The organism is Duganella sp. Dugasp78, assembly GCF_059491455.1.
Genome location: NZ_CP168506.1, coordinates 6,174,462 through 6,189,848 on the forward strand (window position 1 = coordinate 6,174,462; position 15,387 = coordinate 6,189,848).

14 protein-coding genes are annotated in these 15,387 nt (G+C 66.4%); 4 read left to right on the plus strand and 10 right to left on the minus strand.

All coding sequences use genetic code 11. From position 1 onward, the window contains the following. Positions 1 to 6 precede the first annotated feature (6 nt). From ACEN9O_RS27295 to ACEN9O_RS27305, 3 genes are all read left to right on the plus strand, one after another. Complete coding sequence (locus ACEN9O_RS27295; RefSeq protein WP_495614930.1) at positions 7 to 531, plus strand: SH3 domain-containing protein; 525 nt, start codon at positions 7 to 9, stop codon at positions 529 to 531. An 89-nt stretch (positions 532 to 620) separates the two neighbouring features. Next, positions 621 to 1,631 (plus strand): PP2C family protein-serine/threonine phosphatase, encoded by a 1,011-nt coding sequence (locus ACEN9O_RS27300; protein WP_495614931.1) that lies wholly within the window; start codon positions 621 to 623, stop codon positions 1,629 to 1,631. A gap of 117 nt (positions 1,632 to 1,748) precedes the next feature. Then, positions 1,749 to 3,278, plus strand: coding sequence for an FHA domain-containing protein (locus ACEN9O_RS27305; protein WP_495614932.1), 1,530 nt, complete (start codon positions 1,749 to 1,751; stop codon positions 3,276 to 3,278). Between the two features lie 111 nt (positions 3,279 to 3,389). Here the strand turns inward: ACEN9O_RS27305 and ACEN9O_RS27310 are convergent, their stop codons facing one another. From ACEN9O_RS27310 to ACEN9O_RS27320, 3 genes are all read right to left on the minus strand, one after another. Beyond that, a complete protein-coding gene (locus ACEN9O_RS27310) occupies positions 3,390 to 4,280 on the minus strand; it encodes a pirin family protein (RefSeq protein ID WP_495614933.1) in 891 nt (296 codons plus the stop codon). A gap of 4 nt (positions 4,281 to 4,284) precedes the next feature. Then, the gene (locus ACEN9O_RS27315; protein ID WP_495614934.1) at positions 4,285 to 4,683 is read right to left on the minus strand and encodes an OsmC family protein; all 399 of its coding nucleotides are present in this window, start codon (positions 4,681 to 4,683) and stop codon (positions 4,285 to 4,287) included. Positions 4,684 to 4,758: 75 nt separating this feature from the next. Next, positions 4,759 to 5,046 (minus strand): DUF1330 domain-containing protein, encoded by a 288-nt coding sequence (locus ACEN9O_RS27320; protein WP_495614935.1) that lies wholly within the window; start codon positions 5,044 to 5,046, stop codon positions 4,759 to 4,761. A 100-nt stretch (positions 5,047 to 5,146) separates the two neighbouring features. On the opposite strand from ACEN9O_RS27320, the gene ACEN9O_RS27325 reads away from it, so the two are divergent. Next, positions 5,147 to 6,031, plus strand: a complete 885-nt coding sequence (locus tag ACEN9O_RS27325) for a LysR substrate-binding domain-containing protein (RefSeq protein WP_495614936.1) — start codon at positions 5,147 to 5,149, stop codon at positions 6,029 to 6,031. Here ACEN9O_RS27325 and ACEN9O_RS27330 read toward each other — a convergent pair whose 3' ends face one another. The 7 genes from ACEN9O_RS27330 to ACEN9O_RS27360 form a co-directional block, all read right to left on the minus strand. Continuing rightward, the gene (locus tag ACEN9O_RS27330; RefSeq protein WP_020706313.1) at positions 6,032 to 6,376 is read right to left on the minus strand and encodes a zinc ribbon domain-containing protein YjdM; all 345 of its coding nucleotides are present in this window, start codon (positions 6,374 to 6,376) and stop codon (positions 6,032 to 6,034) included. Positions 6,377 to 6,414: 38 nt separating this feature from the next. Beyond that, positions 6,415 to 8,721, minus strand: coding sequence for an SUMF1/EgtB/PvdO family nonheme iron enzyme (locus ACEN9O_RS27335; RefSeq protein WP_495614937.1), 2,307 nt, complete (start codon positions 8,719 to 8,721; stop codon positions 6,415 to 6,417). Positions 8,722 to 8,755: 34 nt separating this feature from the next. Then, positions 8,756 to 11,023 (minus strand): hypothetical protein, encoded by a 2,268-nt coding sequence (locus ACEN9O_RS27340; protein WP_495614938.1) that lies wholly within the window; start codon positions 11,021 to 11,023, stop codon positions 8,756 to 8,758. 99 nt (positions 11,024 to 11,122) lie between these two features. Beyond that, positions 11,123 to 12,244, minus strand: coding sequence for a hypothetical protein (locus tag ACEN9O_RS27345; RefSeq protein ID WP_495614939.1), 1,122 nt, complete (start codon positions 12,242 to 12,244; stop codon positions 11,123 to 11,125). After that, positions 12,241 to 13,386 carry a hypothetical protein gene (locus ACEN9O_RS27350; protein WP_495614940.1) on the minus strand — a complete coding sequence of 382 codons (1,146 nt, stop codon included), beginning with the start codon at positions 13,384 to 13,386 and terminating at the stop codon, positions 12,241 to 12,243. Before ACEN9O_RS27350 ends, ACEN9O_RS27345 begins: the two co-directional genes overlap by 4 nt. Before the next feature lie 3 nt (positions 13,387 to 13,389). Then, on the minus strand, positions 13,390 to 13,968 hold the full coding sequence (locus ACEN9O_RS27355) for a hypothetical protein (RefSeq protein WP_495614941.1): 579 nt from the start codon (positions 13,966 to 13,968) through the stop codon (positions 13,390 to 13,392). A gap of 11 nt (positions 13,969 to 13,979) precedes the next feature. Then, on the minus strand, positions 13,980 to 15,308 hold the full coding sequence (locus ACEN9O_RS27360; RefSeq protein ID WP_495614942.1) for a hypothetical protein: 1,329 nt from the start codon (positions 15,306 to 15,308) through the stop codon (positions 13,980 to 13,982). Positions 15,309 to 15,387: the final 79 nt, after the last annotated feature.

The following is a 15,387-nucleotide window of genomic DNA, read 5'->3' on the forward strand; positions in this document are numbered from 1 at the left end:
GCCCGCATGGAAACGGCTAAACTCTACGCAGCGGGCGCCTTCGCGGCGGGGCTGGTGATCACGCTGTTCCTGGCTGCCTACCTGACGCCGCGCCAGTGGTGGCGCCGTCCGAACGCTCGCGCGCTGCTCATCATGCTGGTCGGCGCATGGGGATTCGGCAGCCTGATTCTGTACGCGGTGCACGGCCGCCAGCCCGGGAACGATATCGGCGCAGCAGCAACGCCGGACCGCGGCGCGGAGGCGCGCGCTATCGCGGCGGCGGCAGCGGCACGGGAGGCCGCGGCACGGGAGGCATCGATGCCCGCATCGTCGGCCCCGATAGCCGGACTATCGTTCGCCGTCCATCGCGACCTGAACCTGCGCGCCGCAGCCGGCGTGCACTCGGCCCGCCTGCTCACCGTGCCGGCCGGCGCCACCGTCACACCGACCGGCGCGCGCAACGGCGACTGGTGGCAGATCAGGGCCAGCGTCGCCGGCCGCGAGAGCACCGGCTGGGTCAACAGCCTGTGGCTGCGCCGGAGCGGAGAATGAGGCCGGAACGATCAAGCACGTCGTCCCACGCCAGCATTTTTTCGGCTAAGCTGTGGCCTTTCGCATCCCGCGCCAAGGCGTCCGACCCGATGACACGAATCACCGACCAGCAGCACTTCGGCCCCGGCCTGGACATCGCCGCCCGCAGCAGCGCCAGCATCAGCAAGCTGCAAGTGCCGGAGAACCAGGACAACCTGCTCATCATCGACACCAAGGGCCACGCCGTCTTCCTGCGCGACCAATCCCCACACAGCATCACGCTGCCCGACTGGCCGCGCGGCCACGTGCGGCTGGCGGTATTGGACGGCATGGGCGGCCACGGCAACGGCCGCGAGGCCGCCGAAGCTGTGGCCACCGGCCTGCTGCTGATCCCGGCCTGCGCCACGCTGGACGAACTCGGCGCCCGCCTCGACGCCCTGCACACCCGCCTGCAGCGTCAGTTCCGCAGCGAAGGCGACGACGACAGCTTCCGCCGCCCCGGTACCACGCTGACGCTGCTGGAGATTCCGCCCGGCGCCGCGCCGATGCTGTACCACGTCGGCGATTCGCGCCTCTATGAGATCACCGCGCAAGCCGCGCAGCCGCTGACGGTGGACCACGTGCCGGCCACCGCGTTCGCCATGCACGGCCTGCTCGGCGAGCAGGAATGGTGGAAGCAGGTCCACGGCGAACACCGCGCGCAAATCTCGCAGGCCTACATCCTCGGCAACGCCTTCGCCAATCCGCAGGTGCTGGAGGACGGCCTGCTGCCGCTGAGCGCAGCCAACCTGCCGCCCTTCCTGGGCCACCTGGCCGACCGCCGCCTGCTGACCGTGCGCGCCGACGCTACCTATCTGCTAGCCACCGATGGCTTCTGGTCCTGCGGCCGGCCGCTGCAGTGGACCGCGCGCTGGCCGGCGCTGCTGGCCCAGCCGGGCCACCCGGCCGGCGCCGCGCTCGACGCCCTGTTCAACGACTACGCCGACCACCCGCCGCCCAACCTCCACATCGACAACCTGAGTGCCATCGTGCTGCGCTTCCCGCCCGCCCACGGTTCCGCGCAACGCGACAACGTTGACGAAACGGCACTGCCGCATGCATCAATGCCGTCGCATTTTTGACAACTGGCGGCGCATGGTGTTGCGCCGTCGGATTGAATGGCCCAGAGATCGCCACATCGATTGCCAAACAGAGTGAAAACCGCATAAACTGACGGGTATCCCATCGGTCGGTTCACCATGAAAAAATGCAGTAATGCCCAGCACCCGCATTGCACCTACTGGGTCATGCCAGGAGCGCAAGCTTGCGAAGGCGGCCACGCCCAAGCAGAGCCCTCCAGCTTTGACCTGCTGAGTGCCGTGCGCAGCACCCGTTCCGGCGCAGCCGGCACGATGCTGGATGCCGCGCCTGCCGACACCGCCGCCCCAAGCACCTACGCCCGCCCCCTGCAACGCGCCCAGTCCGAGCGCCCGCAGCTGCACATCAGCGGCTTCGACCCGCGCGCCGCGGGCGGCCGCCAGACCCTGAAGATGGAATTGCGCGGCATGCCGGAGGCCTGCGCACCGCAGCTGACGCTGCAAGTTCAGTCCGACCTGATCCCCAACGGCGCCGCGCGCCAGCAGTTCGTGCGCGCCACCAGCGGCGAATGGCGTCCCGTGTTTGTCGAGTTCTCCTCGCGCGGTAAAGAGCACGGCCAGTACCAGATCAGCATCGAGCTGCTGAGCCAACACGCCGCGCTGGCCTCGCGCAAATGGGTGTGCACCTTCGTCATCCTGGTGCCGCGCCTGGACGCGACGCTGACTGAAATCCACCGCATCTTCCTCAGCACGCACAAGAACGTGCGCGTGATGGCGGACGACGCCTCCATCGCCCGCGTCAGCGCGCAAGGCGGCGACAGCCTCGATATCGATGTCACCGCGCGCAACGCCGGCATCGCCCACCTGGACCTGAACGCACCAGCCGGCAAGGTCGACCTGGGCTTCAGCACCATCGCCTGGGACGAGGACCTGATCGAGATCGACATGCCGCTGGCAGCCGCCATGCATCCCCATCCGAGCCGCGCGGCCTGCCTGGTCAACGCCGCGCCGGAAGCCGGCGCCCAGCGCCAGATCCGCTTGTTCGCGATGGAGGAATGTGTGCTGGGACGCTTTGAACTGGTCGACCCGGAATCGCACCTGCTGCTGACCCACTACGGCGCCGACGGCCAGGACACCAACGGCCTCACGCGCCGCCTGTCCGGCCGCCACGCGGTGATACGCCGTTCAGGCCAGGGTTTTGAAATCGAGGACGTGTCGCGCTACGGCCTGCTGCTGGATGGCGTCTGGCCCGGCAAGCACAAGCCGACCGCGCTGCGCCTGGGCATGCGCATCGAACTAAGCGCCAGCATCAAGGGCATCGTGGTGTTGTCGGTGTCGGCCATCATGCCGCACGGCGTCATCCTGCACCGCATCGACCAGGGCGCCAACGCCGAATGCTTCTACCTGCTGATGCCGGAGACGCATCCCGGCTATCCGGTGAAGTCGTATGCCGCCGCGCCGCACGCGGCCGCGCTGCCGCTGCTGCTGCACCGCGACGGCGGCTTCTGGCACCTGGACCAGTTGACCGGCAAGGAAACCGCGCTGGCGCCGACCGTTTCGCTCGATAAGCTGAGCCGCGTCCCGCGCCACAACCGCTTCGCCAGCGATCCGTATCCTGAGCACTGGATCATCCGCACCGGCGCCACCGACCTGTATAGCACCGTGGCGGCCAACGCCATGTCGACCGCCTGAGGCGCGTGCACGTCCCTCCCGCGAAGGCTCGTCATTCCCGCGAAGGCGGGAATCCATACGCCGCTTCCCTAACCCGCTCAGCATGGATTCCCGCTTTCGCGGGAACGACAATTATCCGCCTGATGCCGGCTTGCGGGGCGGCAGCGGAATGAACTCGGTCTCTCCCGGCACTTTGTCGAAACGCTGCGCCTCCCAATCCTCGCTGGCCTTGACGATGCGCTCCTTGCTGGACGAGACGAAGTTCCACGACATATAGCGGTAGCCATCCAGCGGCTCTCCGCCGATCACCACGAACTGCGCATCCGCATCCGCCTTGATCAGCTGCGCAGCGGCCGCCGTATCCAGCAGCGCCATGGTGTGCAGCGCCAGCGGCGCGCCGTCGATATGCAGCTCGCCGCTGATCGGATAGATCGCCGCTTCCGCCGGCAGGCCGCTCAGCGACAGCTCATGGCCGGCCTTCAGCGTCACGTCCAGATACAGCGTCTGGCTGTAGGTCTTCACCGGCGAGGTCTGGCCGAACGCCGAGCCGACCAGCACACGCACGCGCGCGCCATCGACATCGAATTCGGGAATATCCCCGGACGCCGTGTGGCAGAAGCCCGGCTCGTCCTCCTCATGCGCGACCGGCAGCGCGGCCCACAGCTGCAGGCCGTGCGTGCGGTGCGGCTTGCCGACCAAATCCTTGGGAGTGCGCTCCGAGTGGACGATGCCGCGGCCGGCCGTCATCCAGTTGATCGCACCTGGCTCGATGCGCTGCACGCTGCCGATGCTGTCGCGGTGATCGATCGCGCCTTCAAACAGATAGGTCACGGTAGCCAGGCCGATATGAGGGTGTGGACGCACGTCATGGTCGGCGTCGAGCGGCACATCGACCGGACCGAAATGGTCGAAGAAGATGAACGGCCCCACCGCCTGCTTGACGGCGGACGGCAAATAACGGCGTACGACAAAGCCGCCGCCCAGGTCTTTTTCGTGCCCCTTGAGCAGATTCGAAATCGTCATGATCTTATCCCAGCATGGTGGTGACTTCGGTGGTCACGGAAGTCATCAGTTTATGGATCGGGCATTTTTGCGCGGCGGCCAGCAGCTCGGCGCGCTGGGTCTCGGTCAGGTTGCCGGTCAGGTGCAGCGTGGCGGCCAGGCGGTAGGTGCCCTGGCGCTCTTCGCTGGCGTCGCGCTCCATGCTTACTTCCACATGCTCCAGCGGGATGTTCTTGCGCTTGGCGTACCAGACCACGGTCAGCGCCTTGCAGGCGCTCAGCGCGGCGTCGTACAGGTCGTGGGGCGAAGGACCGGCATCGCTGCCGCCCTCCTCCACCGAGCCGTCCGTAGACAGGATATGGTTGCGCACATGGACGATGTGGCGCATCGGCAGCGACTGGTCGCGCAGTACTTTGATAGTCATACGGTGTCCTCGAAAACGGCATTATCAAAACCGTCACTCTACACCCTTTGACCAGCTTGCGCCTCTCCTAAACGTTCAGAGGCCGTCCAGCAGAACCATCGAAAAATCGGCGCCGCCCTGGCGCAGTTTTTTCAGCGGCACGTGTGCCGGATCGTCGTACCAGGCCTGTGCATGCTCCATCGACGGGAATTCAACGATGATCTGCGTTTCCGACAGCAGCGGCGAACCTTCCAGGACCACCGGTGCCACTTTCGCCAGCGGCTTGCCGCCGTGTTTTTTTGCCAGTGCGGGCATATGGGCGCTGTACTCGGCCACCCAGTCCGAGTTGCGTAAGGTGAGATATCCGATTGCGTAGGCTGCCATGATGAACTCCTTGCTGTTGAACGAGGCTTCATTATTATTCGAATCATTGGCAGCATAAATGAGCTAGAATTTCATAGACTCGTAACCAATACTTTCGAATATGAGCGATAAACTCCGCAGCATGCAGGTCTTCGTGGCCGCCGCCACTGCGCGCAGCTTCGCCGCCGCCGCGCAGACGCTGGACATGTCCCCGGTCATGGTCGGCAAACACGTGCAGGCGCTGGAGCAGGAGCTGGGCGCGCGCTTGATCGAGCGCACAACGCGCAGGCAATCGCTGACCGAAATCGGCGCGGTCTACCTGGAGCGCTGTCGCGACGTGCTGGCCGGCGTGGAAGCGGCCGACCGCGTGGCCGAGCATCTGCGCGCGGAGCCGCAAGGCAGCCTGCGCATCTCCGCGCCCGCCACCTACGGCGAACATCGGCTGATGCCCGTCATCGGCGCCTACGCCGCCTTGTACCCGCAAGTGAAAATTGATCTGATGCTGACCAACCGTGTGATCGACATGGCGGAGGAAGGCGTCGACATCGCGATCCGCTCCGGCGCGCTGGTGGACAGCGGCTTGATCGCGCGGCCTTTGCGGCCGGGCCGCGTGCTGGTCGCCGCCAGTCCGGATTACCTGAAGCGGCGCGGCACGCCTCGCCATCCGTCGGACCTGGAAAAGCATGACTGCCTGGTGTTTTCCGACTGGCGCCCGCACGCGTCGTGGCGCTTCCGCAAAGGAGAGGAACAGATCGAGGCGCCAGTGCGCAGTTCCTTCGTCAGCAATACGGGAACCTCGCTGGTGTCGGCCGCCATCGCCGGCATGGGTGTCGCGATGCAGGCGGACCTGCTGATGGAGCCTGCGCTGGCGGCGGGCAAACTGGTACGGCTGCTGCCGAAGTGGGAACTGCCGTCGCGGCCCATGCACATACTGCGCCGGCCGGAGGCGCGCCCCAGCGCCAAAGTCCGCAGCTTCGTCGACTTTGCGCTGGAACGGCTGGGGTGATTACACGACTTTTTTAACGAACTCGGTTTTCAGGCTCATGGCGCCGAAGCCGTCGATCTTGCAATCGATATCGTGGTCGCTGTCGACCAGGCGGATGTTCTTGACCTTGGTGCCTACTTTGACGGTGCCGCCACCACCCTTCAGTTTCAAATCCTTGATCACGGTCACAGTATCGCCGTCCTGGAGGATGTTACCGACGGAGTCGCGATACACCTTGGCGCCTTCTTCGGCCGCTTCCGCAGCGGTGGCGCTCCACTCGTGGGCGCATTCCGGGCACACCAGCTGGGTGCCGTCTTCGTAGGTGAATTCGGAATTACATTTTGGGCAAGGTGGCAAAGCGCTCATGATACGGTCCAGTTTTTTGAAGAAGGCAGCAGTATACTCTATACCAATCTCCTCGCAACCCGGAAGCCGACGATGTCGTTGGCCAGCACCGCCGAAAAACCGTTACGCACCGCGGAGCGCAGATAGCGCGGGTTGTACAGCCACGAGCCGCCGCGCAGCACGCGCCGCACCTGGTCGCCGCCCTCTTCCCATGCGCTGCCGTCGACCGGCGCGCCGATGTAGTTGTCGTGCACCACATCCTGCGTCCACTCCCACACATTGCCGTGCATGTCGAACAGGCCCCAAGGGTTGGGCTGGAAAGCGCCGGCCTTGTTGGTCCCCTGGATGTATGCGCCGCGAGGGCTGCCGTTGTAGGTGTAGTGGCCGTCGTAGTTGGCCTGCTCGGTGGTGATGGCGTCGCCGAAGCTGAAGGCGGTCTTGGTGCCGGCGCGGCAGGCGTACTCCCACTCCGCCTCGCTCGGCAGCCGGTAGGTCTGGCCGGTCATCTCCGACAGCCAGCGCAGATACAGCTGCACATCAACCCAGCTGACGCCGACCACCGGATGCTCGTCGGTCTGCGCAAATCCGGGCGCACGCCAGTCGGTATCCGATTGCGATTCCCAACCGGTGTCGCGCACGAACTGCCGCCACTGTCCGACCGTGACCGGCGAACGCCCCATCGCGAACGAATGCTCGATGCCGACCCAGTGCTGCGGGGTCTCGCGCTCCAGCCAGTTTTTCTGCGCGCCGGCCTTGATCGCCGCCGCCTGCTCATGCTCGGGTGAGCCCATCTGGAAGCGGCCGGTGGGGATCAGCACCAGATCGGGGCCGACGCCGGTGCCGTCGACAAAGCGGTCGCGCAGCACGCCGTTGGCGTCGGCGACCGGGCTGCCCGCCGTGGGCATCAGCGCGGCCAGTTCGGCGGCGTTGCGTTCGGCCTGCTGCTTGCGGTGGCGTTCCTGCTCGGTGCGATACGCCGCTTCAGCCTTGAGCTGCGCGGCTTTGCGCTGCTGCTCCTCGCGTTCTTCGCGCGCCTTCCTGGCGTCGGCGTCACGGCGCGCCTGCAACTGCTCGCGCAAGGCCTGCTTGCGGGCCTGCGCGGCGGCTTCCGCCTCGGCGCGCTGTTTCGCCTCCAGCGCGCGGCGCTGCTGGTCCTGCTTCACTTTGTCGGCCGCCGCTGCCTGGGCTTCGGCTTGGCGCCGCGCGGCCAATTCCGCCACCAGCGCCTGGCGCTTCGCCTCCGCGGCACGCGCCTGCTCCGCTTGCGCGGCCTTGGCCTCGGCTTGCGCCGTCTGCTCGGACTGGCGCTGCAGTTCGCGCTCCCGCGCCTGGCGCGCCTGCGCCGCCAGCTCTTCTTCGCTTGGGCCGTCGGCGCGGCGCAACTCCGCCAGCAGCTCGCCGACCGATGCCGGACGGCGTTCCTGCACGTAGGCGAAGCCGTTTTGCAGCACTTTCCACTGCGCCGGATTAAGTCCCTGCGGCGGCGACGGATGGAAGTCCGCCGGCCGCATGTCGTCGAACGGCATGCGGCCTTCCAGCAGCTGGTAGATCATCACGGCGACTGCGTAGACATCCAGCTTAGGCGAGGGCTGGCGCTGATGCGTGCCCGCCTCCGGCGCGCGGTAGCCGACGGTGCCGGCATTGGGCGTCTGCAAACCGAGGCTGCTGCCGGCGCTGCGCGCGCGCGAGGCGATACCGAAGTCCAGCAACTTGATCTCGCCGCGCTGGGTCAGGAACACGTTGCCGGGCTTGATATCGCGATGGACCAGCTTGTGCTTGTCCCATGCGTATTGCAAGGCGTCGCCGACAGGCGTCAGCAAGCGGTAGATGGCTTCCAGCGGCAGCGGGCCCTGTTCGGCCAGATAGGCGTCGAGGTCCTGGCCTTCCAGGTATTCCATGATGATGAAATAGCTGGAGGTGGCCGGGTCCTGCGCCCATTCATACACGCGGACGATGTTCTCATGCGCCAGCTTGCGCGCCTGCGTCGCTTCCTCGATCAGCAGCTTGGCGTGGGTGGCGCTTTGGGTCAGCTGCGGCGGCAGGATCTTCAAGGCCACCATGTCGCTGTGGCCCAGCTCCGCGTGGGTGGCCAGATCGGTCGCCTGCCACACCTGGCCCATGCCGCCCATGCCTATCAGACGTTCCAGCCGGTAGCGGCGGTTCTGCGGGCCGATCTCCTGGCCGGACATCAGTCCCAGCTCCGTACCCCGCCGCTCCAGTGGCGCAGCCGTGACACTGCCTCCCGGCGGCGCGTATTCCGCATCCAGGATGGCGTTCTTGCGGCGGTCGAACTCCTGCAAGCTCAGTAGACCGTCATCATGTAAGGCCCGCAGTTCGCGGATCTTGTCTCTTGCTGTCTGCATCATTAAACGAAGTGTACCCGTTCCTGCATAAAGCCGGCTAAGCTAAAGGCACGCCACATTGGGCGCAGAATTTGTCCAAAGGGTGGCCGGCCCGCGTCGGATGGCCGTTGGCGCAGTAGCGCGCCGGCGCCGGTGCGGAAGCCGCGACGCCGGCCTGCGCCACGCCGATGCCCAGTTGGCTCTGCGTGGTCAATGCACTGGCGCTGGCCGTGTTCTGCACATTCAGCAGATCGAGCTGGTGGCGGCGGTCCTTGTCCATTTCGGTGTCGCGATGCGCACGTTCCTCCCGCACCCGCTCATACGCCAGCTGCGCCGCCTCGGCCGGGGTGACGCCGTGTTCCGCCGCCACCACCTGCGCCAACGCCTGTATCTGCTCGGCCGTCATGCCGCCCTGGATCTGCATCTTCATGATCTGCTTCAGCGCTTCCGCATTCGGTGCGGCGGCGGTGGCCACCTTGCCGGTGTCGCTCAAGCGGCCGATGGTTTCGATGCGCGTGAGCTCATGCGACTGCTGCGCCAGCAGCACATCGTACTCGCCTTTCCAGCGCGCGAACTTCTCGTCGCGATCGTGCTCCAGTTTTTTCAGTTCGCGCTGCCACTGCGCCTCCTGTTCCTGCTGTTTGAGGATCTGGCGCTGCTCGTCCACTTCCAGCTGATCCAGCATCGCCTGTTTGTTGACGGCCAGGTTCTGGCGCTGATGCACGCCGTCCGCCTCGATGGTGCGCAGCAGCTTTTCGTACTGGGCCACCGAATCGGCCTGCGCGCCGTCACGCTTCAGTTGTTCGATCTTCTGAGTGATCTCGGCCACCTGCACGGCGTTGGCCGCGTCCTTGACGGCGTCGCCGCGCAGCAGTTCGCGCTGACGGGCCAGTTGCAGCTGGTCCTCCCATTCCTGGACGCGTTCGGCCTCGCGGCGGCGCGCGGCGCTGGCCAGGGTCAGGCCCTGGATGCGTTCATTGTGGCCTTCGGCTTCGATCTGCAGCTCGCGCTCTTTTTCAGCCTTCTCGCGCTGGCGCAGCGCCGCCAGCTCACTGCGGCGATGCGATTCGTCTTCGATCAGCAGCGCCTGCGCCATCTGGTTTTCAATGGCTTGCTGGCGAAGCTGGTGCGACAGGCGCTGCTGCGCCAACTGGCGTTGTTCGGCGGCCGTCTGTTGCAGCACTTCGAGCTCGGTGCGCATCTTGATCTGGGCCAGATGGCGCACATGTTCCCAGTCCGCTTGCTCGCCGGCGCGGTGGGACTTGTTCTTCGCCAGCTCGTGTTCCAGGTCGGCCAGTACGGTTCCGGCACCTTTATCGACGGCGACCTTGCGGGTCTTCGATTCCATCACGCGGCTGTACAAGTCCACTTCGCGCGCGCGCAGCGCCTGCATGCGCTCGGACTCCTTGAACGTCAGCTCGGCCTTGTTGACGCCGGCGTCCTGGCGCAGTTCGGCGCGGCGCAGGTCGGAGCGCATCTTCTGCTCTTCGCGCCAGATGGCCTGCCATTCCTCTTCGTCGTAGATCTGGTCCAGCTGCTTGACGTGCTCCAGCTGCACATGGCGTTCGTCCGCCACCAGCCACAGGGTGCCGATGCGTTCGCGGTTGTGATCGAATTTGTCGTGGCGCAGCGCGGCGGTTTCCACACGATCGACCGCCAGTCCGTAGCCGGCCAGGCGCAGCTTCAACGCCGCCTGCAGGCGCTCGTCCAGCTGCAGGCGCAGGTCGGCGTTGTGCGCCATGTCGCGCATCGAGCGGCTGCCGATGAATTCCGACGCGACCTGATGCACCGAAGGCCCCAGCAGGTCATGCAGATGCTGCGTGCTGACCGTGCCCGGCACGGTCATGAAGTGCTGGGCGAAGGCCGGCACATTTTCGATACGGATGGCGACCGTGAAGCGGGCCGCCACTTTCAGGTGCTCCGCCGTCTGCAAGTCGCCGAACGAGAACTCAACCGGCAGCGCGGCGCTGCGGGTGATCAGGATTTCCGCGTTCTGGTTGCGCAGCAGGTGGTTCAGGCGCGTGAAGAAGCCTTCGATTTCGTATTCGCCTTGCGGTACCTCGGTAGCCTTGTCGGCTTGCAGGATGTAGGCGCGCGAAGTGGCGGGCACACGCAGCGTCTTGGTGAAGATGCCGGACAAGGCGCTGACGCCGAAATACACGGCCAGTTCGTCGTCGCCGGGTATCCAGCGGTTATCGCGCAGCACAGGCTCGCTGCGCGGCGCGCCCAAGGTCAAACCGCAATGCTTGCAGTAGCCCGACTGGTCGTCGTTTTTGTGCTCGCAACGCGGGCATTTTACGCCGCCAAAACCAAACATTTGGAACATGTCAGACTCCTTCTTCGATTCATCTTCCGGGCCGCCCTGGCATCTGCCGATTTTAGCAGGGCACGCCCGTTTTCATTCTGCGCACGATACTGTGCCGCTTCAAATCATGCCGATCCGGTCGATACAGGCCAGGCTTGCCCCCTTCTGGCGCAACTCAGCCGCGAATCCGGCCGGCAGTTCATCCTGCCAGGCCTTGGGCAGCAGCACGCGGTCGCCCGCTACCGCTTGCATAAGTATCAATTCCAGTTTGGGTTCGCGGCCTTCGACGGTGTCGACACGGCCGGCATGCCAGGCGCTGGAGCAGCCGGTGGCGATGATGCGGCCGCGCGGCACGAACTCGCGCCCGCGCGCGAGACGGTCGGCCATCACCAGCGCCAGTTGATACGATCCGCCCTGGAAGCGCGGCTGGCCGAAGCGCACCACGCTGCGCCAGCGCCCCAGCCCCTTGCCGTCGAAGTGACGGGCGCCGGTCAGCGTCTGGCGCACTTCCAGCTGGGCGCTCAGGTCCAGGCCTGGTGCGGCGATGCTGTCTTCCTCCGTCGTCGCGGCCGGGTTGTGGGTGGCGCCGGCGGATACGCCCTCCGCTGCGGCATCGCCATCGATGGCGAAGACGCTCACCTCCACCCATGCCAGGCTGTCGTTGACGCCACCGCTGTGCAGCGGGAACCAGGCGCGCACAGTGGAGACGCCGGCCGACGGATCGGCGTGGCCGCTCAAGGCGCCCAGGTGGCTGATGCACAGAATGCGCCCTGCGCTGTCGATGGATTCGCCAGCGGCGATGATGCCGTCGCCGGGGCCGATCTGCGGATGGACCAGCGTCGCGGCGACGGTTGCGGCGCCTTGGACGCGGCCGAGATGCCATGCGTCGGACCAGCCTTGCGCGTACTGGCGGCCGGCCTGCGCAGGCTGGAACAGGCCGCGCACCATGCGGTCCGCCAGCACCGCTGCCAGTTCCCAGTCGCGGTCTGCGGCGCCGGGTGTGACGTCCATGCTGAGGACGACCTGGTCGCGGCTGTCGAGCCGCATTTCGGTGTGACGGGCAAGACGGACCACTTCCTGCATCCGCTCACCGGTGGCCGGTGCGCCGGCGACGCTGCATTTGACATCGGCGCGGTTGGCGCGCGGGCGGCGGCTGGCGGTAATCGTCAGTACGCGGCCATCACACAGTATGCTGCGGCATTCGGCGTTGGTCGGTACGGTGGCGGCGGACAGCGTGGTCATAGCGATGGCTCCATGCGCGGCGCATGCGGGGCGCGGCGGAAGGCCAGGCCGGTCTCCAGATTGGCGCAGATGCGGTCTGCTTCATCCAGCAGCGCGGGCCATTGCGCAGTCCCGGCGCGCTGGAAGCGGGCCAGCAGCGCCCAGGCTTCGTCCAGCGTTTGTACAGCGAGCAGGGTCTGGGCGGTGCGCCGGGCTTGCTCCGCATGCGCCAGCGGCTGGTCCGGTGCGGCCCAGGCCAACGACGGCATGGTGTTGACGTTCAGCGTGGCCATGCCTAGGCGTAGCAACAGGGCCTGGTGCTGTTGGAAGATCGGCCCACCGTCGGGCAGGACGAGCAGGCGCAGCTCACGGCTTACGTTCGGCAGTTCGATGAACAAGCGGCGCAAGCCGAACGCGTCTTGTTGGGCGATGGACTGGCCGATGGCCGCCTCGCCGGACGGCGGCTCCATCGAGACATGCGGTTCCGCAGACGCGCTGTCCGGCGCAACCGCAGACAGGGAGTGCAGCACAGGTTCGGCGCCGGCGGGCGGCTCGCTTGCGGCCATGGTTGGCGTGCGGACGGCGATTTCGGCGGCGCGGGCCTTCAGCACATTGGCGTAATCGACCTGGTCGCCCAGATCGACCGGCACGCAGTCGTCCACCGTTACGCCGAAGCGTGTGTACATCAGCTGATTGAGACCGGCGCGGAAAGCGTGCCACTCTTCCAGCGTCGTGCAAGGCGGCAGATCGAGCGCGCCTTGTGCCAGCTCCGTCTGCAGCGCCGCTTGCGCCGATGTGCGAAACGTCTCCAGTTCCAGCCGCTCAGCCATCTCGCTGTACAAATACAAATCGAAACGCTGCTGCGTCACGCGCGGATTGGCGACATCGACGACAAAGCGCAGCCGCAGTCCCCACTCAGGCGCCGCTGCGAACGGCGCCAGATGTACCGTGTATGGCCCCGCATGGAAACACAACGCCATCTCACCAGGTTCGCAAACCACCTTGCCGGTGGCCGCGCGGCGCGCATGGCCACCGGCATTGAAAACCACGACGGTGCTATGAACCGGCGCGGAGTCCCCCGCATCGAGCCGCAGCGCGATCAGGTCGACTCCCAGTCCGTCGATGTCGACGGCTGGCTTGCGGCGCCGGGAAAACAAGCCCATGATCTAAGGCGCCACCGGTTCGACGGCGAAGCCCGCGCCGTACATCTGGAAGTGGCGCGCGGGCGCGGTGGCAAAAGGCCAGTTGCACTCGCACTCGCCGTCGGCGTCCAGGCGTCCCTGCAGGACGATCGCTCCGCCGCCGTCGATCACACGCACCATTACGCGTTCGCGCAACAGACGCGCGGCAAACGGCGCCTCCGCCGACAGGCTCAGGATCACCTGCCAGCCTTCGCCCTCGCCCACAGGCAGGAAATGCAGCGTCCAGCAGCTATCATCGGTGACCAGCGACTCCAGCACCGCAGCGGTGGCGGCTGCGCGCAGCATGCCGCCGCTGCCTGCCCACACGGGGTCGTTGGCGGCCTGCGCGGCCGCGCGCCGCTCCAGCGACAATTGGCGGAAGCGCCGCAGCGTCAGCGGCGATGCCGACAGTGCTTGCCGTTCGTTCGGCGTCAGCGCCCGGCTGCCGTCCAGCGCCGCCAGCAAGGTGGCGTCGGCCAGCATCAGGCGATCGCCCGGCACGGCACGCGCCAGCAGCATGCGCTCTCGCAGCCGTGCGTCTTGCTCATCTTGTGCTGATTTCAATTCGTTCTCCTTCATTTCGCCGACGCGGCGTTGACCGCGTACAGCTTGTCGATCGCTTCGTTGCGGCGCTTGCGCAGCGTCGGCATCGATATCTGGTCCAGCGCCGCCAGTTGCTGCAAGGTCGGCAGCTCGCCGGTGGCCGGGTCCAGCCAGGCTTCCGGGTAGGTATCGTCGGCGGCGCCCAGCAGTTTCTGGTACACGGCAAGGCGGATCGGCAGCGACTCGTCGCTCAGGATGCGCAACGCCCAACTGCCGGCTTCCTGCGCCGCCCGCGCCAATTCCAGATAGCGGGGGGGCAGGGAAAGCGTGCCGGCCAGCGCCTGTTCGGCCGCCAGGTCGTGCGCCTTGAATTCATCCGCCGGCCCGGCGCCATCGTCGCTGCCCTCTTCCGCCACGTCGTCCGCACGGCTGGAGTCTTCGTCCGTGGCCGGTTCCGGCAGGATGCGGTCCTCATCCTGCGCCTCACCCTGTTCGGACTCGCCAATCACGCGCCAGTAGTCTTCCAGCCACAGTGCAGCCTCGCCGGCGTCGCCCTGCCAGTCGTCGGCGCGGTCCATATTGGCCGACAGCTCTTCATAATCGCCGATTTCCGCCAGCATCGCCGCGATTTTCTCCGGGCTGTTTTTCAGGCTGGCGAAGCGCTTGGATTTGGTGTGCAGCGGTCCAGGCGAACCGGCGTAGCGCTCCTGCGACTCGCTCCAGCGGACGATCCACTCCGCCTTGCAGCCGCCGATGGACTTCATCTGCCGCACTTCGATCGGGCTGCCGTCCAGCGGGCGACCGAGGATATCGCCCACCTGCGCTGCGTGCTGCCGCCAGTCCGCGAACAGGCCGGCGATCTCGCGGTACGCCGTGTCGAGCATGCGATAGGTGTAGATTTTATTGGGCGAGCAGTCGCGCCCCGTGGCGACGATGTAGTTGTCGGCGTCAACCTTGTCGCGCAGGCCGGCGTACATGTCGTTGACCTTCTTGCGCATCACACCCTCGGCGGCGGCATCGAGCCAGAAGGCGCCGCTGCGCGCATGTTCGGCGCCGACGGCGGCGGCGAACGCCAGCCAGAACGCCGGCTGCGCCTGCAATTCAAACATCAGGCTAAGCGACAGTTCATAGACGCTGTCGCCGTAGCTGTTGCCCTCGGCCTCGGCGCGCACCGAACGGGCGCCCGCGCGCAGGGCTGCGGCTACCGCATCGGTATAGCTATCGAGCAGCGCAGCGTGCTGCCCTGGGTCGAGCAACCGGTGCATCTCAAGCCGCCGGAACGCCTGCAACGAGCAATGTCCCAACAGCTTGCGCACTTGTTCCCAGCCGTGCTCCTGATACCGGGTTCCTGGCAAGCGCATACAGTCCTGTCAATAATAGAAAAACGAAAATGCGCGCGCGATGGCGGACGCTTCGAAATCATGCCATAAACGCCGCGAT

Coding starts and splice junctions, on each gene's coding strand:
- ACEN9O_RS27295 (WP_495614930.1), top strand. CDS start 7: ATGGAAACGGCTAAACTCTACGCAGCGGGCGCCTTCGCGGCGGGGCTG.
- ACEN9O_RS27300 (WP_495614931.1), top strand. CDS start 621: ATGACACGAATCACCGACCAGCAGCACTTCGGCCCCGGCCTGGACATC.
- ACEN9O_RS27305 (WP_495614932.1), top strand. CDS start 1,749: ATGAAAAAATGCAGTAATGCCCAGCACCCGCATTGCACCTACTGGGTC.
- ACEN9O_RS27310 (WP_495614933.1), bottom strand. CDS start 4,280: ATGACGATTTCGAATCTGCTCAAGGGGCACGAAAAAGACCTGGGCGGC.
- ACEN9O_RS27315 (WP_495614934.1), bottom strand. CDS start 4,683: ATGACTATCAAAGTACTGCGCGACCAGTCGCTGCCGATGCGCCACATC.
- ACEN9O_RS27320 (WP_495614935.1), bottom strand. CDS start 5,046: ATGGCAGCCTACGCAATCGGATATCTCACCTTACGCAACTCGGACTGG.
- ACEN9O_RS27325 (WP_495614936.1), top strand. CDS start 5,147: ATGAGCGATAAACTCCGCAGCATGCAGGTCTTCGTGGCCGCCGCCACT.
- ACEN9O_RS27330 (WP_020706313.1), bottom strand. CDS start 6,376: ATGAGCGCTTTGCCACCTTGCCCAAAATGTAATTCCGAATTCACCTAC.
- ACEN9O_RS27335 (WP_495614937.1), bottom strand. CDS start 8,721: ATGATGCAGACAGCAAGAGACAAGATCCGCGAACTGCGGGCCTTACAT.
- ACEN9O_RS27340 (WP_495614938.1), bottom strand. CDS start 11,023: ATGTTCCAAATGTTTGGTTTTGGCGGCGTAAAATGCCCGCGTTGCGAG.
- ACEN9O_RS27345 (WP_495614939.1), bottom strand. CDS start 12,244: ATGACCACGCTGTCCGCCGCCACCGTACCGACCAACGCCGAATGCCGC.
- ACEN9O_RS27350 (WP_495614940.1), bottom strand. CDS start 13,386: ATGGGCTTGTTTTCCCGGCGCCGCAAGCCAGCCGTCGACATCGACGGA.
- ACEN9O_RS27360 (WP_495614942.1), bottom strand. CDS start 15,308: ATGCGCTTGCCAGGAACCCGGTATCAGGAGCACGGCTGGGAACAAGTG.